Source organism: Variovorax paradoxus, assembly GCF_030815855.1.
Lineage (GTDB): Bacteria > Pseudomonadota > Gammaproteobacteria > Burkholderiales > Burkholderiaceae_C > Variovorax > Variovorax paradoxus_M.
On the sequence record NZ_JAUSXG010000001.1, the window covers coordinates 3,762,044 to 3,785,160 of the forward strand.

At 65.1% G+C, this 23,117-nt stretch carries 26 protein-coding genes; 3 read left to right on the forward strand and 23 right to left on the reverse strand.

The genetic code is table 11. The annotated features are described in order from the left end of the window. Nucleotides 1-7: 7 nt before the first annotated feature. The 22 genes from nagZ to QFZ42_RS18185 form a co-directional block, all read right to left on the reverse strand. Complete coding sequence (gene nagZ, locus QFZ42_RS18080) at nt 8-1,102, reverse strand: beta-N-acetylhexosaminidase (protein WP_307702279.1); 1,095 nt, start codon at nt 1,100-1,102, stop codon at nt 8-10. After that, entirely contained in the window at nt 1,099-1,500 is a 402-nt protein-coding gene (gene acpS, locus QFZ42_RS18085) for a holo-ACP synthase (RefSeq protein ID WP_307702280.1), read from the reverse strand. Before acpS ends, nagZ begins: the two co-directional genes overlap by 4 nt. Nucleotides 1,501-1,513: 13 nt before the next feature. Further along, a complete protein-coding gene (locus QFZ42_RS18090) occupies nt 1,514-2,278 on the reverse strand; it encodes a pyridoxine 5'-phosphate synthase (protein WP_307702281.1) in 765 nt (254 codons plus the stop codon). Beyond that, a complete protein-coding gene (gene recO / locus QFZ42_RS18095) occupies nt 2,275-3,048 on the reverse strand; it encodes a DNA repair protein RecO (protein ID WP_307702282.1) in 774 nt (257 codons plus the stop codon). The genes QFZ42_RS18090 and recO overlap by 4 nt, the downstream gene beginning before the upstream one ends. Nucleotide 3,049: 1 nt before the next feature. Then, nucleotides 3,050-4,015: a GTPase Era gene (gene era / locus QFZ42_RS18100; RefSeq protein WP_307702283.1), complete on the reverse strand. Its 966-nt coding sequence runs from the start codon at nt 4,013-4,015 to the stop codon at nt 3,050-3,052. Nucleotides 4,016-4,022: 7 nt separating this feature from the next. Continuing rightward, nucleotides 4,023-4,709, reverse strand: coding sequence for a ribonuclease III (gene rnc / locus QFZ42_RS18105; protein WP_307702284.1), 687 nt, complete (start codon nt 4,707-4,709; stop codon nt 4,023-4,025). 17 nt (nt 4,710-4,726) lie between these two features. Then, nucleotides 4,727-5,095, reverse strand: coding sequence for a DUF4845 domain-containing protein (locus QFZ42_RS18110; RefSeq protein ID WP_307702285.1), 369 nt, complete (start codon nt 5,093-5,095; stop codon nt 4,727-4,729). A gap of 31 nt (nt 5,096-5,126) precedes the next feature. Next, nucleotides 5,127-6,092 carry a signal peptidase I gene (gene lepB / locus QFZ42_RS18115; protein WP_307702286.1) on the reverse strand — a complete coding sequence of 322 codons (966 nt, stop codon included), beginning with the start codon at nt 6,090-6,092 and terminating at the stop codon, nt 5,127-5,129. Nucleotides 6,093-6,101: 9 nt separating this feature from the next. Then, nucleotides 6,102-7,913, reverse strand: coding sequence for a translation elongation factor 4 (lepA, locus tag QFZ42_RS18120; RefSeq protein ID WP_307702287.1), 1,812 nt, complete (start codon nt 7,911-7,913; stop codon nt 6,102-6,104). A 521-nt stretch (nt 7,914-8,434) separates the two neighbouring features. Next, the gene (locus QFZ42_RS18125; protein WP_307702288.1) at nt 8,435-9,931 is read right to left on the reverse strand and encodes a DegQ family serine endoprotease; all 1,497 of its coding nucleotides are present in this window, start codon (nt 9,929-9,931) and stop codon (nt 8,435-8,437) included. 95 nt (nt 9,932-10,026) lie between these two features. Beyond that, nucleotides 10,027-11,097, reverse strand: coding sequence for a MucB/RseB C-terminal domain-containing protein (locus QFZ42_RS18130; protein ID WP_307702289.1), 1,071 nt, complete (start codon nt 11,095-11,097; stop codon nt 10,027-10,029). Nucleotides 11,098-11,120: 23 nt separating this feature from the next. Next, nucleotides 11,121-11,786 carry a sigma-E factor negative regulatory protein gene (locus tag QFZ42_RS18135; RefSeq protein ID WP_307702290.1) on the reverse strand — a complete coding sequence of 222 codons (666 nt, stop codon included), beginning with the start codon at nt 11,784-11,786 and terminating at the stop codon, nt 11,121-11,123. 17 nt (nt 11,787-11,803) lie between these two features. After that, the gene (gene rpoE, locus QFZ42_RS18140; RefSeq protein WP_307702291.1) at nt 11,804-12,478 is read right to left on the reverse strand and encodes an RNA polymerase sigma factor RpoE; all 675 of its coding nucleotides are present in this window, start codon (nt 12,476-12,478) and stop codon (nt 11,804-11,806) included. Between the two features lie 9 nt (nt 12,479-12,487). Further along, nucleotides 12,488-12,970: a hypothetical protein gene (locus tag QFZ42_RS18145; protein WP_307702292.1), complete on the reverse strand. Its 483-nt coding sequence runs from the start codon at nt 12,968-12,970 to the stop codon at nt 12,488-12,490. Between the two features lie 13 nt (nt 12,971-12,983). Beyond that, nucleotides 12,984-14,228: a beta-ketoacyl-ACP synthase II gene (gene fabF / locus QFZ42_RS18150; RefSeq protein WP_307702293.1), complete on the reverse strand. Its 1,245-nt coding sequence runs from the start codon at nt 14,226-14,228 to the stop codon at nt 12,984-12,986. A 96-nt stretch (nt 14,229-14,324) separates the two neighbouring features. Further along, the gene (gene acpP / locus QFZ42_RS18155; protein ID WP_007830471.1) at nt 14,325-14,564 is read right to left on the reverse strand and encodes an acyl carrier protein; all 240 of its coding nucleotides are present in this window, start codon (nt 14,562-14,564) and stop codon (nt 14,325-14,327) included. A gap of 102 nt (nt 14,565-14,666) precedes the next feature. Next, nucleotides 14,667-15,410 carry a 3-oxoacyl-ACP reductase FabG gene (gene fabG, locus QFZ42_RS18160; RefSeq protein ID WP_307702294.1) on the reverse strand — a complete coding sequence of 248 codons (744 nt, stop codon included), beginning with the start codon at nt 15,408-15,410 and terminating at the stop codon, nt 14,667-14,669. 30 nt (nt 15,411-15,440) lie between these two features. Next, nucleotides 15,441-16,394, reverse strand: a complete 954-nt coding sequence (gene fabD, locus QFZ42_RS18165) for an ACP S-malonyltransferase (protein WP_307702295.1) — start codon at nt 16,392-16,394, stop codon at nt 15,441-15,443. A 51-nt stretch (nt 16,395-16,445) separates the two neighbouring features. Next, nucleotides 16,446-17,423 (reverse strand): beta-ketoacyl-ACP synthase III, encoded by a 978-nt coding sequence (locus QFZ42_RS18170; protein WP_307702296.1) that lies wholly within the window; start codon nt 17,421-17,423, stop codon nt 16,446-16,448. Further along, nucleotides 17,423-18,520, reverse strand: coding sequence for a phosphate acyltransferase PlsX (gene plsX, locus QFZ42_RS18175; RefSeq protein ID WP_307702297.1), 1,098 nt, complete (start codon nt 18,518-18,520; stop codon nt 17,423-17,425). The genes QFZ42_RS18170 and plsX overlap by 1 nt, the downstream gene beginning before the upstream one ends. A gap of 61 nt (nt 18,521-18,581) precedes the next feature. Next, nucleotides 18,582-18,764, reverse strand: coding sequence for a 50S ribosomal protein L32 (gene rpmF, locus QFZ42_RS18180; protein WP_307702298.1), 183 nt, complete (start codon nt 18,762-18,764; stop codon nt 18,582-18,584). A gap of 164 nt (nt 18,765-18,928) precedes the next feature. Further along, nucleotides 18,929-19,486 carry a YceD family protein gene (locus tag QFZ42_RS18185; RefSeq protein WP_307702299.1) on the reverse strand — a complete coding sequence of 186 codons (558 nt, stop codon included), beginning with the start codon at nt 19,484-19,486 and terminating at the stop codon, nt 18,929-18,931. Nucleotides 19,487-19,567: 81 nt separating this feature from the next. On the opposite strand from QFZ42_RS18185, the gene QFZ42_RS18190 reads away from it, so the two are divergent. From QFZ42_RS18190 to QFZ42_RS18200, 3 genes are read left to right on the forward strand one after another with little or no spacing between them, the layout of a single operon-like run. Next, nucleotides 19,568-20,149 (forward strand): Maf family protein, encoded by a 582-nt coding sequence (locus QFZ42_RS18190; protein WP_307702300.1) that lies wholly within the window; start codon nt 19,568-19,570, stop codon nt 20,147-20,149. Continuing rightward, entirely contained in the window at nt 20,146-20,910 is a 765-nt protein-coding gene (locus tag QFZ42_RS18195; protein WP_307702301.1) for an SAM-dependent methyltransferase, read from the forward strand. The genes QFZ42_RS18190 and QFZ42_RS18195 overlap by 4 nt, the downstream gene beginning before the upstream one ends. A 2-nt stretch (nt 20,911-20,912) precedes the next feature. Beyond that, complete coding sequence (locus QFZ42_RS18200; RefSeq protein WP_307702302.1) at nt 20,913-22,064, forward strand: MFS transporter; 1,152 nt, start codon at nt 20,913-20,915, stop codon at nt 22,062-22,064. 9 nt (nt 22,065-22,073) lie between these two features. Here the strand turns inward: QFZ42_RS18200 and QFZ42_RS18205 are convergent, their stop codons facing one another. Beyond that, nucleotides 22,074-23,117 (reverse strand): S49 family peptidase, encoded by a 1,044-nt coding sequence (locus QFZ42_RS18205; RefSeq protein WP_307702303.1) that lies wholly within the window; start codon nt 23,115-23,117, stop codon nt 22,074-22,076.

Below are 23,117 nucleotides of genomic sequence, written 5' to 3' on the forward strand. Positions count from 1 at the left end.
CGAGGGCTCAGGCGCTGATCAGGCTGGCCTTCGCCAGTACTTGCCTTGCTTGCCTGTATGCCGTCGAACCGACAAGCGTATTCCAGTCGGCGTGCGGTGCATCGGGAAGCAGCGCACGCCTACGGGCCTCGCTCTTCGTGTCGGGCTGCCACCGCCCTGCTGTCGCCGCGGCGCCGAAATCATCGAGTAGCTCGTCGAGCGGCCGGCCTTCGCCGATGCTCTGGTTGCACAGCATTGCCAGGTCGCAGCCCGCATCGAGCGCGGCCAGTGCAGCATCGGCATAGCTCAGCAGCTCGCCGCCGATGTAGCGCCCCGCTTCCATGCTCAGGTCGTCGCTGAAGATCGCGCCGTCGAAAGCGAGCCGGGTGCGCAGCACATCCTTCAACCATTTCGAAGAGAAACCGGCCGGCCGCTTGTCCACTTTCGGGTAGATCACGTGCGCCGGCATCACGGCTGTGAGCGTGCCTGACAGCCAGTCGAATGGCCGCGCGTCGTCGCTCAGGATCGCCTTCAGGCCGCGGCGGTCGACCGGAATCTCGACGTGCGAATCGGCCGTGACGAAGCCATGCCCCGGAAAGTGCTTCCCGCAGTTGCGCATGCCCATCTGCAGCATGCCGTACATCGCACTCTTGGCCAGCAGCGCCACCACGCGCGGATCGCGATGAAAGCTGCGGTCGCCAATCACGCTGCTGCCCCCGTGGTCGAGATCGAGCACCGGTGCAAAGCTGAAATCGATGCCAGAGGCACGCAGCTCGGCGGCGAGCACCTGGCCTGTTGCCGTTGCGGCCTGCGTGGCGCGCATGGCGTCGCGCATCCACAGTTCACCCAGCGCGCGCATCGAAGGCAGGCGCGTGAAGCCGTCGGTGCGAAAGCGCTGCACGCGGCCGCCTTCATGATCGACGCAGATCAGCAGATCGGGGCGAATGGCCTTCAACTCCGCATTGAGCGCCGTCATCTGCGCGCGGTCCCGCCAGTTGCGGGCGAAATGGATGACGCCGCCGACCAGGGGGTTGGCTATGCGGCGGCGATCCGCATCGCTGAGTTCCGTGCGCGCCACATCGATGATCAGCGGCGCGTGAAGGGTTGTCGTTGCCTGGGTCATGCCTCGTTCTTGTATTCAACCACCACGAAGCTCGCGGCATATTCGGTTTCATCGGTCACGGTGACATGCGCCGTGAGCCCCTTGGCCTCGAACCACTCCTTGAGCTCGCCGTGCAGCACGATGACGGGTTTGCCGCTGCGCAGGTTCGCGATCTCGCACGACCGCCAGGTCATCGGCATGCGCATGCCGAGGCCGATGGCCTTGCTGAAGGCTTCCTTGGCGGAAAACCGCGTGGCGAGATAGCTGAGGCCACGCTTGGGCCAGCGCTCGCTGCGGGCCTTCCAGACCGCGAACTCTGCGTCGCTCAGCACCCGGTGGGCAAAGCGCTCGCCTTGGCGCTCGAAAGTGGCGGCGATGCGCCTCAGGTCGCAGATGTCGGTACCGATGCCGTAGATCATGCCGCTCCCGCGTTCACTTCGCCTCGTCGATGCAGCGCAGGTAGTCCCGCGTGGTGGCGGCATAGCCGAGTTCGAGTGCATCGGCGATGAAGGCATGGCCGATCGAGACTTCGCGGACACCGCGCACGGCGCGCAAGAACGCCGTGAGGTTGTCGCGGCTCAGGTCGTGGCCCGCGTTGACGCCGAGGCCCGCAGCATGCGCCGCGCGCGCCGACTCGACATAGCGCGCGAGCACGGCCTGCTCGTTCGGCGTACCGCGCGACGCGGCATAGCCTTCGGTATACAGCTCGACGCGGTCTGCGCCCACCGCCTTGGCCGCGGCCATCATTTCCGGAATGGGATCCATGAACAGGCTCACGCGCACGCCCAGGGCCTTGGCCTCGGCAATCAATGGGCGCAGGCGCCCGGCATCTTCGGGGAAGCTCCAGCCATGATCGCTGGTCGACTGGGTTTCGCTGTCGGGCACGAAGGTGGCCTGGTGCGGCTTCAGCTCGCGCACAAAGTCCATCAGGTTGTGGAACGGATTGCCTTCGATATTGAATTCGATGCCAGGCCAGTCTTTGGCAAGCAACCCGGACAGGTCGCTCACGTCATGCGCACGGATGTGGCGCGCATCGGGCCGCGGATGCACGGTGATTCCCTGCGCCCCAGCGGTGAGGCAAGCCTTGGCAGCGGTGAGCACGCTCGGAATGCCGAGCGCGCGGGTGTTGCGCACCAGGGCCACCTTGTTGAGGTTGACCGACAGCGAAGTGGTAGCGGAATGGTCGGAAGTGCTCATAGGGCTTGCAAATCTCTCATCATCTGCCGCGTGCGCAGCGTGGACACACCGCAATGGTAGTTGAGCAAGGCGCGCAGCTGGTTTCTGAGGGCGCTGTTGCTGCCGGCGTTCATGGTGGCGACCTCCCGCAGCGTGGCGGTGAAGGGCGCGCGATCGTCGAGTACGCCCTGCAGGGACCGCCACTCGGCGCCCGCCAGTGCCGCTTCGCCCTCGCCCGCCAGCCGCAAGCCGGCTTCCGCCACCAGACTGTAGCGCGCGTCGGCCACCAGCGGCTCGAGCGTGAGCGTTTGCACGTCGAGCGACGGCAACAGGCCCACGCCGCGCAGCAGCAGCAGCTCGAAGGCGCGCAGCGCGGCGGCCTGGGTGGCGGCCTGCGCCCCGGCATGGTCGCCCGCGAGCACCTGCACCACGCCCGCATAGGCATCGAACAGCGCCTCGTGGGCGTCGTCCCGCGCCAGCAGGCGCAGCAGCAGTTCGTTGACGTAGTAGCCCGAGAGCAGCGCTTCGCCCGTCGGCATGACGTGGCCGCCCATCCACTCGGCGCCCTTGAGCGTGCGGATCTCGGCGTCCCCACCATAGTTGAGCTGCAGCGGCTGCAGCGGCAGCAGCACGGGACGGAAATTGGAGCTCGGCCGCTTCGCCCCCTTGGCCACGAGCGCAATGCGCCCGTGGTGCCGGGTGAAGACCTCGAGAATCAGGCTCGACTCGCTCCAGTCGTAGCGATGGAGCACATACGCCGGTTCATGCGAAACGCGGTGGGCAGTCGCCACTTCATTCGTAACCGAACGAGCGCACGCGGGCCTCGTCGTCGGCCCAGCCGGAGCGCACCTTCACCCACAGCTCGAGAAAAACCTTGGCGTCGGCCAGTTTCTCAAGCTCGACGCGGGTTTCCATGCCGATGCGCTTGATGCGCTCACCCTTGTCGCCGATGACCATGGCCTTGTGGCCGTCGCGCTCGACCACGATGGTGGCGGCAATGCGCAGCAGCCGCTTCTGGCCTTTTTTCTGCGGCGGCTCTTCCTCGAACTTGTCGATGATGACGGTCGAGGTGTAGGGCAGTTCGTCTCCGGTCAGGCGGAACAGCTTTTCGCGCACCAGTTCGCCTGCAAGGAATTTCTCGCTGCGGTCGGTCAGCTCGTCTTCCGCGTAGAACCAGGGCTGCTCGGGCAGGTATTTTTCGCAGATGCCGAACAGGCGCTCGACATCCTTGGCGTTCTTGGCCGACATCGGCACGAACTCGGCAAAGGGGTGCTTCGCCTGCATGGTCTGAAGCCAGGGCGCGATGTCGCCGCGGCGGTGCACGTTGTCGAGCTTGTTGGCCAGCAGCACGGTCGGAATGCCCTTGCCGAGCAGCTTGAGCACCCGCTCGTCGGCCGGCGTGAAACTGCCCGCTTCGACCACGAAAAGAATCAGGTCCACATCGCCGACCGCGCCCTGCACGGTCTTGTTGAGCGACTTGTTCAGCGCGTTGGCGTGCAGGGTCTGGAAGCCCGGGGTGTCGACGAACACGAACTGCGTGGCGCCGATGGTGCGCATGCCTGTGATGCGGTGCCGCGTGGTCTGCGCCTTGCGCGAGGTGATGCTGATCTTCTGGCCCACCAGCGCATTGAGCAGCGTCGATTTGCCCACGTTGGGCTTGCCGACAATGGCCACCAGGCCGCAGTGCTGGGGCCCGTTCGTACCGGGATCGCCCGCTGCGTCCTCGGGATTTGCTGCTGAATTTATAGCGTCGTTCATTCTGATTTCACGCGGCCCCGCGTGCCTTGAGCCGGATCAACATGGCCGCCGCGGCAGCCTGCTCGCCGGCGCGGCGCGAGCCACCGATGCCGCGTTCGCGCAGGTCCAGCTCCGGCACCTCGCACTCGACATCGAAGGTCTGTTTGTGCGCTGCCCCGAGCGTGGCCGCCACGCGGTACACCGGCAACTTCATTTTGTGGCCCTGGAGCCATTCCTGCAATTCGGTTTTCGGGTCCTTGGCCGCCGCTTCCATGCGTGGATTGATCTCCACGGATTCAAAGAGACGGCGCACCAGGGCCTCGGCGGCCCCAAAGCCCGCGTCAAGATAGACCGCGCCGATCAGCGCTTCGAGCGCATCGGCCAGGATCGAAGGCCGGTTGGGCCCGCCGGAGCGTGCCTCGCCCTCCCCGAGCCGCAGCAGCGGCGACAGCTGCAGTTCGAGCGCGAGGCGGTGCAGCGTGTCTTGCTTGACCAGGTTGGCCCGAACACGCGACAGATCGCCTTCGGGCAAGGCCGAAAGGCGGATGTAGAGCAGGTGCGAGACCGCGAGGTTGAGCACCGAGTCGCCGAGAAACTCCAGGCGCTCGTTGTGGTCAGCCGAGAAACTGCGGTGCGTGAGCGCGAGCTGGAGCAGCCGCGTGTCGGAGAACGAATGCTTGAGGCGCTCCTGCAGCGCTACGAGGCCACCGTCCACCTTGCGTGTCGCCGCGTTCAGCGGGTCTGGCCCTTGTACTTGAGCACCAGGTAGGCCGGCCCGAACAGCGGGATTTCCCGCTCGTAGGCATACGACACGACGACCTTGTCGCCGACCTTCTTGATGTCGAGGTCCTTGCCCGAAACCGACTTGAAGTCGTCGATGGCCTGTGCCCGGTCGAAGATGGCGCGCACTTCGGGTACGGTGGTGCCTTCCTTGGCCTTGTTGGCCGCCTTGTCGATGGCCTGGTATTCGATCAGCGTCGGAATGACCTGCGCGACGACGACCCCCACGCAGGCCAGCACCACGGCGACAAACACCAGACCGATGAACGAGATGCCGCGCTGATGCGCGGCCCTGCTGCGGATGGACCGATTTTTTCTCATGCCCTCTTACCCCTCGAACAATGCTGTTTGTTTATTGAAATGGACCGATGCGACCCAGATCGCCGAAGTTCATCCAGACGAAGAACGCCCTGCCCACAATGTTCTTGTCCGGCACGAAACCCCAGAAACGGGAGTCCGCCGAATTATCGCGGTTGTCGCCCATCATGAAATAGTTGCCGGCAGGCACTTTGCAGACCACGCCTTCGACCGAGTAGCGGCAGTTTTCGCGGAACGGAAAGTCGGTGGCGCCCTGGACGAAAGCCGGGCCGGCGTCGTCGTTGAGCAGCCTGTGCTGCTTGCCGCCGAGGTCTTCGGTGAACTGCTTGAGCAGGCGCATCGAATCGCCGTCGAGGTAGTCGGGCATCGAATTCTTGGAAACCGGCTGGCCGTTGATCGTGAGCTTCTTGTTCAGGTAGGCCACTTCGTCGCCCGGAATGCCGACCACGCGCTTGATGTAGTCCATGCTCGGCTTGGGCGGGTAGCGGAACACCACCACATCGCCGCGCGCCAGCGGCGTGCCGTCGGTGATCTTGGTGTTGATGACCGGCAGGCGCAGGCCGTAGGTGAACTTGTTGACCAGGATCAGGTCGCCGGTGAGCAGCGTCGGCATCATCGAACCCGACGGAATCTTGAAGGGCTCGTACAGGAACGAGCGCAGCAGAAACACCACCAGAATCACCGGGAACAACCCGGCCGTCCAGTCGAGCCACCACGGCTGCATCAGCAAGCGCTCGCTCGCCTTGGCGTCGGCCGTGTCCACCTGCGTGATGCCCTGGCCGGCCAAGCGTGCGTTGCGTTCGCTCAGCGAAGCCTCGAGCGCTGCGGCGGTGCGCTCGCGCCGGGGCAGAAAGTAGAAGCGCTCGGCCAGCCAGTAGAGGCCGGTGACCGCGGTCGCCACGAACAGCAGCAGCGCGAAATTGCCTTCGATGGCGCCAAAGTACCAGGCACCGACGTAGCTGGCAAAGGCCGCGAGGACCAGGGTAGTGATGAATGCCATTTTTTGAGATCAGTCTTCGACTTGCAGAATCGCGAGGAAGGCCTCTTGCGGGACCTCGACGGAGCCGATCTGCTTCATTCTTTTCTTGCCCGCTTTCTGCTTCTCGAGCAGCTTCTTCTTGCGGGAGATGTCGCCGCCGTAGCACTTGGCAAGAACGTTCTTGCGCAGCGCCTTGATTGTCTCACGCGCAATGATGTTGACCCCGATGGCCGCCTGGATCGCAACGTCGAACATCTGGCGCGAAATGATCTCTCGCATCTTCGACACCACCGCCCGGCCACGGTACTGCGACTGGGTGCGGTGCACGATGATGGACAGCGCATCGACCTTCTCGCCGTTCAGCAGGATGTCGACCTTGACCACGTCGGACGCGCGATATTCCTTGAACTCGTAGTCCATGGAAGCGTAGCCGCGGCTCACCGACTTCAGCTTGTCGAAGAAGTCGAGCACGATTTCGCCAAGCGGCATTTCGTAGGTCAGCATGACCTGGCGGCCGTGGTAGGCCATGTTCATCTGCACGCCGCGCTTCTGGTTGGCCAGCGTCATGACGGCGCCGACGTATTCCTGCGGCATATAGAGATGCACGGTGACGATCGGCTCGCGGATCTCGCTCATCTTGCCGACGTCGGGCATCTTGGACGGGTTCTCGACCATGATGACTTCGCCGTCGCTGCGCACCACCTGGTAGACCACGCTCGGCGCCGTGGTGATCAGGTCCTGGTCGAATTCGCGCTCGAGCCGCTCCTGCACGATTTCCATGTGCAGCAGGCCGAGAAAGCCGCAGCGGAAGCCGAAGCCCAGCGCCTGGCTCACCTCGGGCTCGTAGCGCAGCGACGAATCGTTGAGCTTGAGTTTTTCCAGCGCATCGCGCAGGGAGTCGTACTCGCTGGCTTCGGTCGGATACAGGCCGGCGAACACCTGCGGCTGGATCTCCTTGAAGCCCGGCAGCGCTTCGGTGGCGGTGGCGGCCGCGCCGCCCGTACCCGGCTTGATGAGCGTCACGGTGTCGCCGACCTTGGCGGCCTGCAGCTCCTTGATGCCCGCGATGATGTAGCCCACCTCGCCCGCTTCGAGCGAAGGGCGCGGTTCGTTGGCCGGTGTGAAGACGCCGATGTTGTCGGCGTTGTACATGGCGCCGGACGCCATCATCTTGATGCGCTCGCCTTTCACCAGCCGACCGTCGACCACGCGCACCAGCATGACGACGCCGACGTACGCATCGAACCAGCTGTCGACGATCATCGCGCGCAGCGGACCGTCGGGATTGCCGCGCGGCGCCGGCATCTTGTGCACGACGGCTTCGAGGATCTCGTCGATGCCCATGCCCGTCTTCGCGGAACACGGAATCGCATCGGTCGCGTCGATGCCGATCACGTCTTCGATTTCGGTGCGTGCGTTGTCGGGGTCCGCGTTCGGCAGATCCATCTTGTTGAGCACCGGAATCACTTCCACGCCAAGGTCGAGCGCGGTGTAGCAGTTGGCCACCGTCTGCGCTTCGACGCCTTGCGATGCATCGACAACGAGCAGTGCGCCTTCGCAAGCCGACAGCGAGCGGCTCACTTCATACGAGAAGTCGACGTGGCCCGGCGTGTCGATCAGATTGAGGTTGTAGACCTGTCCATCGAGTGCCTTGTAGTGCAGCGCAGCGGTCTGCGCCTTGATGGTTATCCCACGCTCTTTTTCGATGTCCATCGAGTCGAGCACCTGCGCTTCCATCTCGCGTTCCGCGAGGCCGCCGCAACGCTGGATCAAACGGTCTGCGAGTGTCGACTTGCCGTGATCGATGTGCGCAATGATCGAAAAATTTCTGATGTGATTCATCAACGGGAACGCTTAAGTACTTGAATTGGCTCGTGCGCAGAGTGCGACAGGCAAGAAAAAAGGGCGCGTCTTCTGGAGACGCGCCCTGAACCAACAAGCAATGGCAACTGCAGTAGTTGGAACTTCATTGTAGGCAAAAAGGGAGGCACGTACATCCGGGGACAGGGTCAAAACGGGTCGTTGCGGGTCCACAACATCAAAGATATAAACAACTTATCCACAGGATCGGTGGAGCACTCTATGAACAACTTGTGGGCGATCTGTGGAGCAGCGGTGGACTGGTGTCTGACATCTCGCATGGTGAAGGAAATCACACTCCTTATGCATGGACCCACCGGCCAACGCGCCCTATTCTACCGAAAACCGTCCTAAGCGCGGCGATAAGTTAGCTTTCACTAACAAAATGGAGCCTCTCCGTGCCGCAAAAATTTTTTGAAACCTGGCGGCCGAGCGTCGCAAACACCTCAAAAAAAGGCCCCAAACCCGACTGTCGGGTGGGGCCACTTGACGCCAGCGCCAGATCAGCGTGCGGGTCGAATCAGGGCATATTGCGCCCACTCGCCACGGCGGAATAGCACGCTGAGCGGCTTGTTCTTGTCGGCCTTGGCCACTGCGGACTCGAACTCCTTGACGCTCGACACTTCGATATTGCCGACGGAAAGAATCACGTCGCCCTCGCGCAGACCGGCCCTCGCGGCGGCGTCGCTCGACGCGTCGATGCGCACACCACGCACCTTGAGTTCCTTCTTCTGGGCATCGGTCAGATCGCTGACCACCAGGCCCAGGGACTTGCTGGCCGCGGATGACGGCTTGGCCTGCGGCTCCTCGCGGTCCTGCTGGCGCTTGCTGGAGGGCTTGGCTTCGGGATCGCCCTCTGCAATGGTGATCGAGAGCTCGCGCGAACTGCCGTTGCGGAACACGGTCAGCGTGCTCTTCACGCCGGGCTTGGTGCTGGCCACCGAGCGCGAGAGATCGCTCGGTGTTTCGATGACCTTGTCTCCGTACTTGGTGACGATATCGCCTTCGCGCACGCCGGCCTTGTCGGCCGCCGAACCCGGCACCACGCTGCTCACCACGGCGCCGCGCGCCTTGCCGAGGCCGAGGGACTCGGCCACGTCTTTCGAAACCGAGCCAATGGTCACGCCGATGAGACCGCGCGAAACGCGGCCGGTGGCGCGCAACTGGTCGCTGACGCGAATCGCTTCGTCGATCGGGATCGAGAACGAAATGCCCATGTAGCCGCCGGAACGCGAATAGATCTGGCTGTTGATGCCGACCACCTCGCCGCGCAGGTTGATGAGCGGGCCGCCCGAGTTGCCCGGGTTGATGGCGACGTCCGTCTGGATCAGCGGCACCAGGTCGCCCGTGTCGCGCTGCTTCGCGCTCACGATGCCGGCGGTGACGGTGTTCTCGAGACCGAAAGGCGAGCCGATCGCCATGACCCATTCGCCGACGCGCAGCTTCGAGATGTCGCCAATCTTGACCACCGGCAACCCGGTTGCCTCGATCTTGACCACGGCGACGTCGCTGCGCTTGTCGGCGCCGATCAGCTTGGCCTTGAACTCGCGCTTGTCGGTCAGCGTGACCAGGATCTCGGATGCATCCTCGATCACGTGGGCGTTGGTCATCACGTAGCCGTCGGCGCTCAGGATGAAGCCCGAGCCCACGCCGCGCGGACGCTCTTCTTCCTGGGGCTGCTGCGGGCGGTTCGGGCGCGGGCCCGGCCGCGGATTGCCGGGCAGGGGCTGGCCGAAGAAGCGCCGGAAGAACTCCTGCATTTCCTCGTCCATTTCCCCGCCGCCGCTGCCGCCGCGCGTGGAAACCTTCTCGACGGTACGGATTCCGACCACCGCCGGCCCCACCTGCTCCACGAGATCGGCGAAATCGGGCAAGCCACGCGCCTGCGGCGTCTGGGCCATGGCCGGCGTTGCCGGCAGGAAACCCACGCTGGCCGAACAGGCCAGGCCGAATGCGAAGAGATAGGAACGAAGCTTGTGTCCCTCGACTTTGAACATCATCGGTTTTCTTTCAAAAGAACAGAGAGCAGCCAGAAGAAGAGCTATGAGTCTGCGATGCGGACTTGGTTCAGCGCCACCTGCGCATGCGCGGCGAATCAACGTGTGCGTGCGAGGCTTTGAGCGAATGCATTGAGCGTCTGCTGCGGCACCTCGCCCACGGCAGTGAGCCACCAGTCGCTCGCCGGCTCGGGCAATCGCCGGCGAATGGCGTTGGTGGCCCCGATGGTCAGCACGCCATCCCGCGGCGCGCGTTTCTCATCGTAGCGCTCGATGAAGAGCGACACCGAGGCAAGGCCATCGGAGAAGGTCCACTGAACGGTGCGGTCCTGCGCAGTCTTGTCGTCGCCGCCGGCCGGGCGGCGATAGAAGCTGCGCGGCTTGAAGCCGGCCACGGGGGTCTTGAGAACCCAGCCTTCGTCCTGCGCACTGGTGCGCTCGAGCTCCAGCTTTTCGATACGGTAGCCGCCGGTGTTGGTCATCATCTGCGCCAGAGCCTGCGCCTTGACCGGTGCATCGAGCTGCAATTCGGAAAACGCCGACTGCTCCACCACGCGGGATTCACCGTCCACGGTCTGCAGCTTGATGACGAGGCCGGAACGGCGCTCGCTCCAGATGCGATAGCCGAAGCGCAACACGTCGTGCGGCACCAGCTGCACCACGTCGGCGTCGAAACCCGCCACGCGGTCTTTGCCGATGGCCCGAACGTCGTAGAAATCGCCGATCGACGAATCGGGCTTGTCGGGCAGATTGGGAAAAAGGTCGAGGTTCTCGCGCTTCTCGACCTTCACGACCTTGGCCTCGGGCAGGAAGGTCATCACGTGGTGGTTGCGCCGGAATGTCGAGCGCGGCGGTCCCGACAGGGCCTCGATGCGCTCGATCTGCAGATCGCCGTCGCGTACATGCCAGATGCGTGCGCTCGACAGATCGCCGCCCGCCGCCGAAACCACGAACGTGCCGACGTAATTGCGCTGCCGCGCTCCCGTGTGCATGCGCTGCAGCCACTCGACGACACCCATGGCCGGGGGCGCGTCGCCGGCTTGCGCCGAGGCCGCGCCCTTGGCATTCGACGGACCCGAACGGGTCTGGGCGGTGGCGATCTGCGCAAGACAAAAAGCTGCAAACACCAGCGCGAACGCGCGTGCGGAGATCGGCATCTGAACGGTCATTGGAGCGACGACGGGGCGCGCAATCAGCGCGTCGGCCCCTCGAAGGTCGCGTTGCGCAGAAAGCCCGAAGGCATTTGCGAAGCGCCGCCGGCTTGCTGGTGCGCCTCGAGCAACTGGTCGAGCCGCGGGTCGCGCAACATGACTTGCGGGCTGCCGTTGCCGACCATCACGCGGGTTGGCGTGAGCGTGGTGGCGGCGGGCGAGTGGTTGTTGGCGGCAGCGGCGGCCAGCACCGAATTGGCGGCCGGCTGTTGCTGGGCCGCGATCTGGGCACCCGACGAGGGAAAGCCAGCTCCGTTGCCGACCAAGGTCCAGCTGATGGCGGCCACGGCCACCAGCGATGCCGCGCCAGCCACCAGCTTCCAGCGGAATACCGGTTCGTTGGCCGCATCGGCCCTGCGCCGCACCGTGATCACCTTGGTTGCCGTCACCGGTGCCAGGACCGGAGTCGCGACCACAGGCTCGGCCGCAAGGCGCTGCTGGAACCGGGTCAGGAACGCATCGGTATCGCTGCAAGGCGCATGGGCGCCCGAGCGCAGGATGTCGCCCACCAGGTGATAGGAACGCCAGGCACCGCGCGCGTCGTCTTCGGCGCAGACGGCGTCGATGGCCCGGGCGAAGTCCTCGCCCTGCAAATGACCGTCCGCCAATGCGGACACCTGTTCACGAACCGTGATCGTCTGATTCATTTCATTCACCTGCTTACCTACCAACGCTTGCCGGACTGGTTGTCCAGCAGCGGTTTGACCCTGGCCGAAATGGCCTCGCGCGCCCGGAAAATACGCGAACGCACCGTGCCGATAGGGCAATCCATGACCTCGGCAATCTCTTCGTAACTCATGCCCTCGATCTCGCGCAGGGTGACAGCCTGGCGCAACTCGGCAGGCAGCGCTTCCATGGCCGCCTCGACAACGCGGGCGATTTCGTTCGCCGCCAAGATCGATTCGGGGGTTTCGTCGCTGATTGGTTCGTTTCCAGGGCGGTAAGTTTCATCGTCTTCTTCAGAAGACGGCCGCAAGGCGCTTTCGGAGATGGTCGGGTCGCGCTTCATGTCGACCAGCGCCTTCTTGGCGGTATTGACCGCGATCCGGTAAAGCCAGGTGTAGAACTGGGCGTCGCCACGGAACTGGTGGAGCGCCCGATAGGCCCGGATGAAGGTTTCCTGCGCGATGTCTTCGACCAGGTCGACATCGCGCACCATGCGCCCGATCAGGCGCTCGATCCGGCGCTGGTATTTGATGACCAGCAGCTCGAAGGCCTTCTGGTCACCCGCGACCGTGCGCTGAACCAGCTGAAGGTCGACCTCGCCCGGGCGCGGCGCCTCGGCGGACACCTCGGTCAAGCCGGAGTCCGGTGGCACTGGCGGCGGAGAAGTTGTCATCGAGGAGATTCAGGGCGCATCGGCGGGCGCGGTCGCGGGCCAAGGCTCGCCAGCCGGCGAGGCCGACGGGGGGCGCGAATATACCGCCCGGCGCAGATCGCGCCAGCGCTCGGGCATGGCGCGCTCCTCGATCCATATCCATCGTCCCGCGCGGCCGGGTTGGGTCAGCCGGACCAGAAGCAGCGATTGAAGATCGAGCGCAACGGAGGCCCGCGCCGCATGAACGGCGCGGCCCCGGTCGGTCCCCGTCAAGGTCCAGCAGAGCCCGTCGAAGTGCAAGACGCCAGCGCCGTCGCTTCGCAGCCCGAGCGCTGCCGCGACGCCGGAAAACAGGACACTCAGGACCAGCAGCAACTGGCGCCAGCCGGCACTATCGAATAGATAGCACGACAGCCCTGCGCAGCAGGCGCCCAGGGCCCAGGTGGCGATCAGGATTCGGGTTGCGCCGCGCGAGCGCCCCACCGGATAGGTCACCGACGGCGCGCTGTGCATGAAAGAGCAAGGCTCAAGCGCGCTTGAACACCAGCGTGCCGTTGGTGCCGCCGAAGCCGAAGTTGTTCTTGACCGCGACGTCGATCTTGAGATCGCGCGCCGCATTGGCGCAGTAGTCGAGGTCGCACTCCGGATCCTGGTTGAAGATGTTGATGGTCGGCGGGCTCTTCTGGTGATGCAGTGCAAGCACCGTGAACACCGACTCGATGCCCCCCGCGCCACCCAGCAAGTGGCCGGTCATCGACTTGGTCGAGTTCACGACCAGCTTCTTCGCGTGATCGCCGAAGGCGAGCTTGACCGCGTTGGTTTCGTTGAGGTCGCCGATCTGCGTCGAGGTGCCGTGCGCATTCAGGTACTGCACTTCGTCGGCATTGACGCCCGCGTTGGCCAGCGCCATGGCCATCGAGCGGCGGGGACCGTCGACGTCGGGCGCGGTCATGTGGTACGCGTCGCCCGTCAGGCCGAAGCCCGCCACTTCCGCGTAGATCTTGGCGCCGCGCGCCTTGGCATGCTCGTACTCTTCGAGCACCAGCACGCCGGAGCCCTCGCCCAGCACGAAGCCGTCGCGGTCCTTGTCCCACGGGCGCGAGGCCGTCGCGGGATCGTCGTTGCGCGTACTGAGCGCGCGCGGCGCGGTGAAGCCGCCGATGCCCAGCGGGGAAATGGTCGACTCGGCACCGCCCGCGATCATCACGTCGGCATCGCCGTACTCGATCATGCGTGCCGAGGTGCCGATGGCATGCAGGCCGGTGGTGCAGGCGGTCACGACGGCGATGTTCGGGCCCTTGAAGCCGTACTTGATCGACACGTGGCCCGAGATCATGTTGATGATGGACGCCGGCACGAAGAACGGCGAAATGCGGCGCGGGCCGCGGTTCGCGTATTCGCCGTGCGTTTCTTCGATCATCGGCAGACCGCCGATGCCGGAGCCGATGTTGCAGCCGATACGCACGGCTTTTTCATAGGACAGCGCTTCGCCGGTCGGCAGTCCGCTGTCCTGCACAGCCTGCATGGCAGCGGCAAGCCCCAGATGAATGAAGCGGTCCATGTGACGCGCTTCCTTCTCCGAGATGTATTGGGTGATGTCGAAACCCTTGACCTCACCGGCGAACTTGCAGGCGAAGGCGCTTGCATCGAACGCGGTGATGTTCGCAATACCCGACTTCCCGGCCAGCAGGTTGGCCCAGGATTCGGTTGCGGTGTTTCCGACAGGAGCGATGCAACCGAGTCCGGTCACGACGACGCGGCGTTTGGTCATGCCGGCAAACCTTTCTGGAAGCGCTGAACAACTGCTGGCGGCGCGTACGGGGCTGGAAAAGAGCGCCGCCGGCCGTCGCAGTGACAGCTGGCCCGATCAGGCCTTTTGATTCTTGGTGGCGTAGTCGACGGCGTTTTGCACCGTGGTGATCTTCTCGGCGTCTTCATCCGGAATTTCGATGCCGAATTCGTCTTCGAGTGCCATCACCAGTTCGACCGTGTCGAGCGAGTCCGCGCCGAGGTCGGCCACGAAGGCCTTTTCGTTCGTTACTTGGGACTCTTCCACGCCGAGTTGCTCGGCGATGATTTTCTTGACACGTGCTTCGATATCGCTCATTTGGTTCCCTCTGAGGGTTGTAGGTAATAGGTGGATTTTAGCCGGGCGCATTGTGGCATTTGCCGTGCGCCCGGGACGGGGAAAGATTGCGCCTTGCGGCTCTTACATGTGCATGCCGCCGTTGACGTGCAGCTCCTGCCCCGTCACATAGGAAGCTTGGGGCGAGGCCAGATAGGCTACAGCATGCGCGATGTCGGCCGGCTTGCCCAGGTGGCCCAGCGGAATCTGCTGCAGCAGCGCCTGTTGCTGCGCCTCGGGCAGGCTGGCCGTCATGTCGGTCTCGATGAAGCCCGGCGCGACGCAGTTGACTGTGATGTTGCGGCTGCCGAGTTCGCGGGCCAGCGCGCGGGTCATGCCCGCGACACCGGCCTTGGCGGCCGCATAGTTGGCTTGGCCGGCATTGCCGGAGGCACCCACCACGCTGGTGATGCTGATGATGCGGCCGTAGCGCTGCTTCATCATCGGGCGAATCACGGCACGCGAAAGGCCGAACACGGCCTTGAGGTTGGTGTCGAGCACGGCATCCCAGTCGTCGTCCTTCATGCGCATGGCGAGCGTGTCCCGCGTGATGCCGGCGTTGTTGACCAGCACGTGGATGGCGCCGTAGGCCTTGACGATCTCATCGATCAAAGCCTCGACGGCAGCGCCGTCGTTCACGTCGAGTGCGCGGCCGCGGCCGTCGAAGGCGCTGAGCGCCGAAGTGATCTTTGCCGCGCCGTCATCGGTGGTGCCGGTGCCGACCACCTTGACGCCGCGCTGCGCGAGTTCGAGCGCAATTGCCGCGCCGATGCCGCGCGTTGCGCCGGTGACCAGGGCAACTTGCCCTTCGAATTTGGGAATGCTCATAAAAGAAGAAGTGTCCGGGTCTTGCGTCGTTCAGGCGGCGAGCAGTTGTCGGGTGTCCGCGAGCGTTACCGGGTCGTACACCGACGCGGCTTCGAGCTCGGGGGCGATGCGCTTGACCATGCCGGCCAGCACCTTGCCGGGCCCGCACTCGATGATGGCGGCTACACCGCGCAGTTTCAAGGCCTGCACGCTTTCGACCCAGCGGACCGGGCCCGCGGCCTGGCGCACCAGGGCTTCGCGGATGCGGGCCGGATCAGTCTCCACGGCCACATCGATATTGTTGAGTACCGGAATCTGGGGTGCGGCGAGCGTGATGGTGCTGAGCTTCTCGCGCAGCGCTTCGGCGGCGGGCTTCATCAGGCTCGAATGGAACGGCGCCGACACGGGCAGCAGCAGCGCGCGCTTGGCGCCATTGGCCTTGAGCAGTTCGCACGCCTTGTCGACGGCCGCCTTGCTCCCCGCGATCACGGTTTGCATCGGGTCGTTGAAATTCACCGCCTCGACGATCTCGGCGCTGCCCGCACCGAAAGACGCGGTGGCTTCCGCGCAGCCGGCCACGACCTTGGCGGCCTCCATCCCCAGAACGGCCGCCATGGCGCCAACTCCCACGGGCACGGCCTGCTGCATGGCCCGCGCACGAAAGCGCACCAGCGGCGCAGCTTGCGCCAGCGTGAGCACGCCAGACGCCACCAGCGCGGAGTACTCGCCGAGCGAATGTCCGGCCACCACGGAAGGGGCTGCGCCGCCTTCGGCCAGCCAGGCTCGCCAGGCAGCCACGCCAGCCACGAGCATCACCGGCTGCGTGTTGGTGGTGAGCGCCAGTTCTTCCTTGGGGCCATTCTTGATCAGCCCGGCGATGTCTTCGCCCAGCGCTTCGGAGGCCTCGCGCAGGGTTTCGACCACAGCCGGATGATCGCCCCAGGCGTCGAGCATGCCGACTGCCTGCGAGCCCTGACCCGGAAAGACAAAAGCGAAGGATTTCATTGTTCTAAAACGTCATGTCGCACTGCGGCCCCACACGGGTGGCGCAATACACTACAGATTCAATAGCACCGCGCCCCAGGTGAAGCCACCGCCGACGCCTTCGAGCATGACGGTCTCGCCTTTTTTCACCTTGCCGGAACGCACGGCTTCATCGAGCGCCAGCGGAATCGAGGCGGCCGAGGTATTGCCGTGTTCGTTGACCGTGACGATGAGCTTCTCGCGCGGAAGCTTCAGCTTCTTGGCCGTGCCTTCCATGATGCGGATGTTGGCCTGGTGCGGAATGAGCCAGTCGATGTCGGCCTCGGTCTTGCCCGCTTTTGCAAGCGTGGCACGCGCGGCCTCCTCGAGCACGCGAACCGCGAGCTTGAACACGGCTTGGCCGTCCATGTGCAGCAGGGGCGTGCCCAGCACATTGCCGCCCGATACGTGGCCTGGCACGCAAAGAATGCCGACGTGCTTGCCGTCCGCATGCAGGTCGCTCGCCAGGATGCCAGGCTCTTCGCTCGCCTCGAGGACCACGGCGCCAGCGCCGTCGCCGAACAGCACGCAGGTGGTGCGGTCATTGAAATCGAGGATGCGCGAGAACACTTCGGCGCCGACGACCAGCGCGCAGCGCGCGGTGCCGGTGCGAATCATGGCGTCGGCCACGGTCAGCGCATAGACGAAGCCGCTGCAGACGGCCTGTACGTCGAACGCCGGGCAGCCGGCAATGCCGAGCTTGTTCTGAAGAATGGCGGCCGACGATGGAAACACCATGTCCGGCGTCGACGTGGCGACGATGATCAGGTCGATCTCTTCCGCCTTGCGTCCCGCGGCTTCGAGCGCGTGGCGGGCGGCCTCGAGGGCGAGATCGCTGCTCGTCACCTCGGGCGCCGCAAAGTGGCGCGCATGGATGCCGGTGCGCTCGACGATCCATTGATCCGAAGTTTCGATGCCGCGCGTTGCCAATTCCTTGGCAAGGTCGTCGTTGGTCACCCGGCGCGGAGGCAGATAGCTGCCGGTGCCGGTGATGCGTGAATAAGAGCTCATCAAGCGTGAAGGGCCGTCGCGTCCGCTGGCACCGCCGACTCTTGCCGCGCGAGCAAAGGCGCGGCGTGGGCGATGCGGGCCCGCACGCGATCGAGCAGGTTGTTGCGAGCGGCATCATAAGCGCGATCCAGCGCATGACCGAAAGCCACTTCGTCAGCCGAGCCATGGCTCTTGAAAACCAGCCCGCGCAGGCCCAACAGGGCCGCGCCGTTGTACCGGCGATGATCCAAGCGGTTTTTAAACGCTTTTAGCACCGGATAGGCAACGATCGCCGCAGCCTTGGTGAAAATGCTCCGGGAAAATTCGACACGAATGAATTCGCCGATCATCGACGCGACGCCTTCGCTCGCCTTCAGGGCGACGTTTCCGACAAAACCGTCACACACGACGATGTCGGTCGTTCCCTTGAAAATATCGTTGCCTTCCACGTTCCCGTAGAAGTTCAAATCTTTCGAGTTCGCCGCTGTACGGAGCAGTTGGCTGGCCTTTTTGATTGTTTCGCTGCCTTTGATGGCTTCTTCGCCCACATTGAGCAAACCGACCGAGGGCGACTCGTTGCCCGTCAGCGCGGAGACCAGTGCCGAACCGAGCACGGCGAACTGCAACAGGTCTTCAGCGTCGCAATCGACGTTCGCCCCCAGATCGAGCACCGTGGTGGCACCACCCTTGATGTTGGGCAGCTGCGGCGCAATCGCGGGCCGGTCGATGCCGTCGAGCGTCTTGAGCAGGTAGCGCGCAATGGCCATCAGCGCGCCCGTGTTCCCGGCCGAGATGGCAGCCTGTGCGGCGCCGTCCTTGACCTGCTGAATCGCGACGCGCATGGAAGAGTCCTTCTTCTTGCGCAGCGCGATCTCGATCGGGTCGTCCATGCCCACCACTTCGCTGGCGGCAACGATGCGGGCTCTCGGATGCTTGGCAAAACCGGCCAGGGCAGCGGGCGCGCCGACCAGCAGCAGCGACGCTTCCGCATGCCGCTCGAGAAACGCGCGGCAGGCCGCGAGCGTGACGCGCGGCCCATGGTCGCCACCCATGCAATCCACGGCAAGCGTGATTGCGGCGGGCGCGGCGGAGGATTCGGAGGAGGAAGACGTAACCATCAAAACAAAGGCCCGACGCTACAGCAAAAGTAGCTTCGGGCCTCGGCCTTGGGATGCGAAATCAGGCTTCGGACTTGCTCTTGAGAACCTGGCGGCCACGGTAGAAACCGTTCGGGCTGATGTGGTGACGCAGGTGCGTTTCACCGGTGGTCGGTTCCACGGCAATGCCGGGCACGACCAGCGCATTGTGGGAACGGTGCATGCCGCGCTTGGAAGGCGACTTCTTGTTTTGCTGGACGGCCATGATGGCTCCTGGACTGTTAGGTGAGTGATTGGATGCGCTCTTTTGCGGTGGCAATACAGGAAATTCAACGGCATGTATGGAATGCCCTCGACTGATTCATCTGTCTTGCTGCTCACGGCGGCGCGCGCGAAGCCCATGATTATAGCCCAGCCTGCGAGAAAGGGCTACTTGCCCTCTTCCGGCTTGCGTGAACGCAACGCGCCGAGCACCGCAAACGGGTTGGGCTTGGCCTCTTCCGCCGCCTTGAAGTCCTCGTCGCTGGACGAAAGCTGGAGGGGCGTCGGGCAGACTTCGTGAACCGGCATGACGGGGATTTCCATCAAAAGCTCGTCCTCGATGAGGGCATGGAGATCGAAATCGCGGCTCACGACCAGCAGGTCCTCTTCGGATTCGTCGTCTTCGGCATCGGCAGTGGCCTCATCGGCCACAAAACGGAACCAGCGGTCCGATGCAACAAGTGTCTCCACCGGTGCCAGGCAGCGCTGGCACACCAGAGGCACGGTCGTTTCGGTCGTCAGGTGCAGCCAGGGTTCGGCCTTGCCGTCAGCGCCGGCGCGCTGTTCGCCGGTCGCCTCCCAGTGCACCAAGGCGGCTGGCGCCGGCGCGGCCAGTTCTTGCGCCAACCGGGCGTAATCAGGAACCGGGTCGTCAGCTGAAAGCACCGCGGCTTCAGCGGCAAAGGCGGCCACGTCAAGCCGCTGGGGAACAAATTCTCTCTTCATCCGCACCAGTCTAGCGCGCCGGCCGGGGGAATTGGCGGGGCACGGCCAAAGGCTCTTGCGGGCTCACGCACAATCGTCTCCATGCAACGCCCCTTGATCCTCGCTTCGACCTCGCGCTACCGGCGCGAACTGCTAACCCGCCTCCAATTGCCCTTCGATGTGCAGCCTCCGGAAGTCGACGAAACCGCACTCAGCGGCGAAACCCCGCGCGAATTGGCCGAGCGCCTGGCGCTGGAAAAGGCCCGCGCCGTGGCCGCCCGCTTTCCCGAGGCCGTGGTCATCGGCTCGGACCAGGTGGCCGACCTCGCCGGCGAAGCGCTCGGCAAGCCCGGCGACCACGCGCGCGCCACGGCCCAGCTGCGCAAGATGCGCGGCCAGACGCTGATATTCCAGACCGCCGTGGCGGTTGTCTGCCAAGCCACCGGCTTCGTCGAGCGCGACCTGGCGCCGGTGCGGGTCGTGTTTCGCGAACTCAGCGACGCGGCCATCGAGCGGTACCTGCAGGCCGAGCAACCCTACGACTGCGCGGGCAGCGCCAAGAGCGAAGGGCTCGGCATCGCGTTGCTGGGCGCCATCGACAGCGACGACCCCACGGCCCTGGTCGGCCTGCCGCTGATCCGCACCTGCCGCATGCTGCGTTCCGCGGGAGTCGAACTGCTGTGACGACCCCAGGCAAGCTCTATCTCGTGCCCGCGCCGCTCGACTTCGGCTGCGACATCCAGGCGCCGCTCCAGGACGCCCTGCCCCTCGGCACGCTGCAGGCGGCCGCCGGCCTCACCCATTGGATCTGCGAAAACGCCAAATCAGCCCGCGCCTATCTGAAGCGGATCGATGCGGTGGTTCCGCTGGCCGCCCCTCTGCAGGCGCAGGACATCCGCGAATTGCCGCGCGAGGTGCACAAGAAAGGCGACCACGCGGGCCAGTTCGACGCTCGGCCGCTGCTGGCCGCGGCGCTCGAAGGCCACGACATCGGCCTGCTCAGCGAAGCCGGCATGCCGGCGGTGGCCGACCCCGGTTCCTCGGTGGCGCGCGCCGCGCATGACCTGGGCATTGCCGTGGTGCCGCTCACCGGTCCGGTTTCGCTGCTGCTGGCACTGGCTGCGAGCGGTCTCAACGGCCAGAACTTCGCGTTCGTCGGTTACCTGCCGCAGGATTCGGCCGAGCGCCAAACCCGCATCCGCGAGCTCGAGGCGTTGGCGCTCAAGACAGGCCAGACGCAGTTGTTCATCGAAACCCCCTATCGCAATGCGGCGATGCTGCAGGCGCTGGTGCAGACGCTGCAGCACAACACCCGGCTCGCCGTGGCGCGCGGCCTGACGCTTGCAACCGCCCATGTGCGCAGCGAAACGGTGAAAGCCTGGCGCGCCAAGGCGCAGAGCGCCACGGACGAACGCCTGCCAGCCGTGTTCGCGATCGGGCGCTGACGATGGTGGTGACCGCCGGCACGCGCTGGGCCTCGCGCGCGCAGTTCTTTTCGTCGGGCTTCATCTTTGCGACCTGGGGCGTGCACGTCCCCACCGTCAAGGCGCATTACGGCATCGACGAAGCCCAACTGGGGCTGGCCCTGCTCGCGGCCGGTGCCGGGGCGATGTTCGGCCTGACCAGCGCCGGACGCTGGATCGGCCGTCACGGCCCGCGGCGCATGGCGGCCGTATGCGGCTGCGTCTACGCGCTGCTGCTGGCCGGGTTGATCGCGATGCCGGGTTACTTCGCCCTGCTGCTCTTGCTGGCGGCCTTCGGCCTTGTCACCAGCGTGTTCGACGTGGCCATCAACACCGAAGCGGCACAACTCGAACTGCACGGCGGCACACCGCTGATGAGCGGCATGCACGGCATGTTCAGCCTGGGTGGCATGGCCGGGGCCGCGAGCGGCAGCGCGGCGCTGGCCGCGGGGCTCGGCCCGCAGGCGCATCTGCTGTGGGTTGCGGCGGCCATGGCGCTGGTGGTGGCTGTGTCGTCGATGCGCATGCTGCCCAAACCGCCCGTCGCAACCGACGCGGCGCCCGTCGACCGCAAATTCCGGTTGCCCCGCGGCGCGCTCGCGGTGCTCGGCGTGCTCGCGGCGTTGGGCCTGATTGCCGAAGGCGCCATCTACGACTGGAGCGTGCTCTACATGCAGCAGGAACTCGGCAGTCCGCAGAAGCAGGCCGCGCTGGCGTATGCGAGCTTCTCGGCGGCCATGGCTGCCGCGCGCTTCGGCGGCGATGCGATGCGCGCCCGCTTCACGCCGGTTGCGTTGCTGCGCGGCAGCGGCCTGCTGGCGGCCGCCGCCATGACGCTGGTGCTGCTCACCGACCTGCCCTGGCTCGCGCTGATCGGTTTCGCGGGCGTGGGTATCGGTTTCGCGAACGTGGTGCCGATTCTGTTCGGCGCATCGGCGCGCGTGCCCGGCGTCGAGCCCGCCATCGGCATTGCTGCCGTCTCGGCCGTGGCCTATCTGGGGTTCATGGCCGGTCCGGCGGTGATCGGCCTGCTCGCGCGGGCAAGCTCGCTGACCGCCGCGCTCTATGTGGTCGTGGTTTTCGCCGTTGCGCTGGCCGCCTCGGCCCGTTTCACGGGCAGCGACGGCACGGCCTGAACCGCTGGTTCAGCGCAGCGCCGGCGTGGTGGTCTGCAGCGAGCGCACAGTGGCGTCGCCCATGGCCGCGCCGAATTTCTTCGCGAGCTTTTCGGCCACGTTGTCGCGCCGCGTGTAGTCGGTCACCTCTTCGGCCTTGATGACTTCGCGCGCCACGTAGTCCACATTGCCCAGCTGGTCGGCCAGGCCGAATTGGACGGCTTGTTCGCCGCTCCAGAACAGCCCGCTGAAAAGGCCCGGCGTGTCGAGCTTGAGCCGGTCGCCGCGCCCCGCCTTCACCACGTTGATGAACTGCTGGTGAATCTGGTTCAGCATGGTCTGGGCATGCGCGCGCTGCGCATCGCTCATCGGGCTGAACGGGTCGAGAAAGCCCTTGTTGTCTCCGGCCGTCAGCAGCCGGCGCTCGACGCCGACCTTTTCCATCACGCCGGTGAAGCCGAAACCGTCCATCAGCACGCCGATGCTGCCGACGATGCTGGCCTTGTCGACGAAGATCTTGTCGGTGGCGGCGGCAATGTAATACGCCGCCGACGCGCAAGTTTCCTCGACCACGGCGTAGACCGGCTTCTTGTGCTTGGCCTTCAGGCGCTTGATTTCGTCGCTGATGATGCCGGCCTGCACAGGGCTTCCGCCGGGCGAATTGATCAGCAGCACGATGCCCTTGGCGCCCTCGTCCTCGAAGGCGGTCTTCATTGCAGCCACCACGAATTCCGCGCTCGCGTCGCCGCCGTTGGCGATCTCGCCCTTGATTTCGACCACCGCGGTGTGGGCCGTGGTCTTGGCCGTGCTCGGCGTGCTGCGCGACATGGCGAGCCACACCAGGAAGATGAAGAAGGCGAGCCACGACAGACGCGTGAACGTCTTCCAGCGGCGCGCGGCCTTCTGTTCGTTCAGGGAAGCGAAGGCGAGTTTTTCGAGCGTTGCGCGCTCCCACCCGGGGCGTTGCGTAGGGTCTTTGGCCATGTTTCTGGGCGCGCCCTCGGAGGACGCAATGGGAGTGGCCGGCTCAAAAGGATCAAAACCTTCGGGTTCCGTGCGGTTCGGGTCGGTCAT

Excerpts from the sequence above, each read along its gene's own strand:
- lepB (WP_307702286.1), bottom strand. The coding sequence starts at position 6,092 with ATGGCATTCATCACTACCCTGGTCCTCGCGGCCTTTGCCAGCTACGTC.
- acpS (WP_307702280.1), bottom strand. The coding sequence starts at position 1,500 with ATGATCTACGGCATCGGTACCGACATCTGCGACCTGAGGCGCATCGCC.
- QFZ42_RS18130 (WP_307702289.1), bottom strand. The coding sequence starts at position 11,097 with ATGACCGTTCAGATGCCGATCTCCGCACGCGCGTTCGCGCTGGTGTTT.
- QFZ42_RS18170 (WP_307702296.1), bottom strand. The coding sequence starts at position 17,423 with ATGAGCTCTTATTCACGCATCACCGGCACCGGCAGCTATCTGCCTCCG.
- QFZ42_RS18205 (WP_307702303.1), bottom strand. The coding sequence starts at position 23,117 with ATGACCGACCCGAACCGCACGGAACCCGAAGGTTTTGATCCTTTTGAG.
- fabG (WP_307702294.1), bottom strand. The coding sequence starts at position 15,410 with ATGAGCATTCCCAAATTCGAAGGGCAAGTTGCCCTGGTCACCGGCGCA.
- nagZ (WP_307702279.1), bottom strand. The coding sequence starts at position 1,102 with ATGACCCAGGCAACGACAACCCTTCACGCGCCGCTGATCATCGATGTG.
- QFZ42_RS18135 (WP_307702290.1), bottom strand. The coding sequence starts at position 11,786 with ATGAATCAGACGATCACGGTTCGTGAACAGGTGTCCGCATTGGCGGAC.
- fabD (WP_307702295.1), bottom strand. The coding sequence starts at position 16,394 with ATGAAATCCTTCGCTTTTGTCTTTCCGGGTCAGGGCTCGCAGGCAGTC.
- rpmF (WP_307702298.1), bottom strand. The coding sequence starts at position 18,764 with ATGGCCGTCCAGCAAAACAAGAAGTCGCCTTCCAAGCGCGGCATGCAC.
- QFZ42_RS18190 (WP_307702300.1), top strand. The coding sequence starts at position 19,568 with ATGCAACGCCCCTTGATCCTCGCTTCGACCTCGCGCTACCGGCGCGAA.
- QFZ42_RS18110 (WP_307702285.1), bottom strand. The coding sequence starts at position 5,095 with ATGAGAAAAAATCGGTCCATCCGCAGCAGGGCCGCGCATCAGCGCGGC.
- rpoE (WP_307702291.1), bottom strand. The coding sequence starts at position 12,478 with ATGACAACTTCTCCGCCGCCAGTGCCACCGGACTCCGGCTTGACCGAG.
- era (WP_307702283.1), bottom strand. The coding sequence starts at position 4,015 with ATGAACGACGCTATAAATTCAGCAGCAAATCCCGAGGACGCAGCGGGC.
- QFZ42_RS18145 (WP_307702292.1), bottom strand. The coding sequence starts at position 12,970 with ATGCACAGCGCGCCGTCGGTGACCTATCCGGTGGGGCGCTCGCGCGGC.
- QFZ42_RS18125 (WP_307702288.1), bottom strand. The coding sequence starts at position 9,931 with ATGATGTTCAAAGTCGAGGGACACAAGCTTCGTTCCTATCTCTTCGCA.
- QFZ42_RS18185 (WP_307702299.1), bottom strand. The coding sequence starts at position 19,486 with ATGAAGAGAGAATTTGTTCCCCAGCGGCTTGACGTGGCCGCCTTTGCC.
- QFZ42_RS18090 (WP_307702281.1), bottom strand. The coding sequence starts at position 2,278 with ATGAGCACTTCCGACCATTCCGCTACCACTTCGCTGTCGGTCAACCTC.
- acpP (WP_007830471.1), bottom strand. The coding sequence starts at position 14,564 with ATGAGCGATATCGAAGCACGTGTCAAGAAAATCATCGCCGAGCAACTC.
- plsX (WP_307702297.1), bottom strand. The coding sequence starts at position 18,520 with ATGGTTACGTCTTCCTCCTCCGAATCCTCCGCCGCGCCCGCCGCAATC.
- fabF (WP_307702293.1), bottom strand. The coding sequence starts at position 14,228 with ATGACCAAACGCCGCGTCGTCGTGACCGGACTCGGTTGCATCGCTCCT.
- QFZ42_RS18200 (WP_307702302.1), top strand. The coding sequence starts at position 20,913 with ATGGTGGTGACCGCCGGCACGCGCTGGGCCTCGCGCGCGCAGTTCTTT.
- lepA (WP_307702287.1), bottom strand. The coding sequence starts at position 7,913 with ATGAATCACATCAGAAATTTTTCGATCATTGCGCACATCGATCACGGC.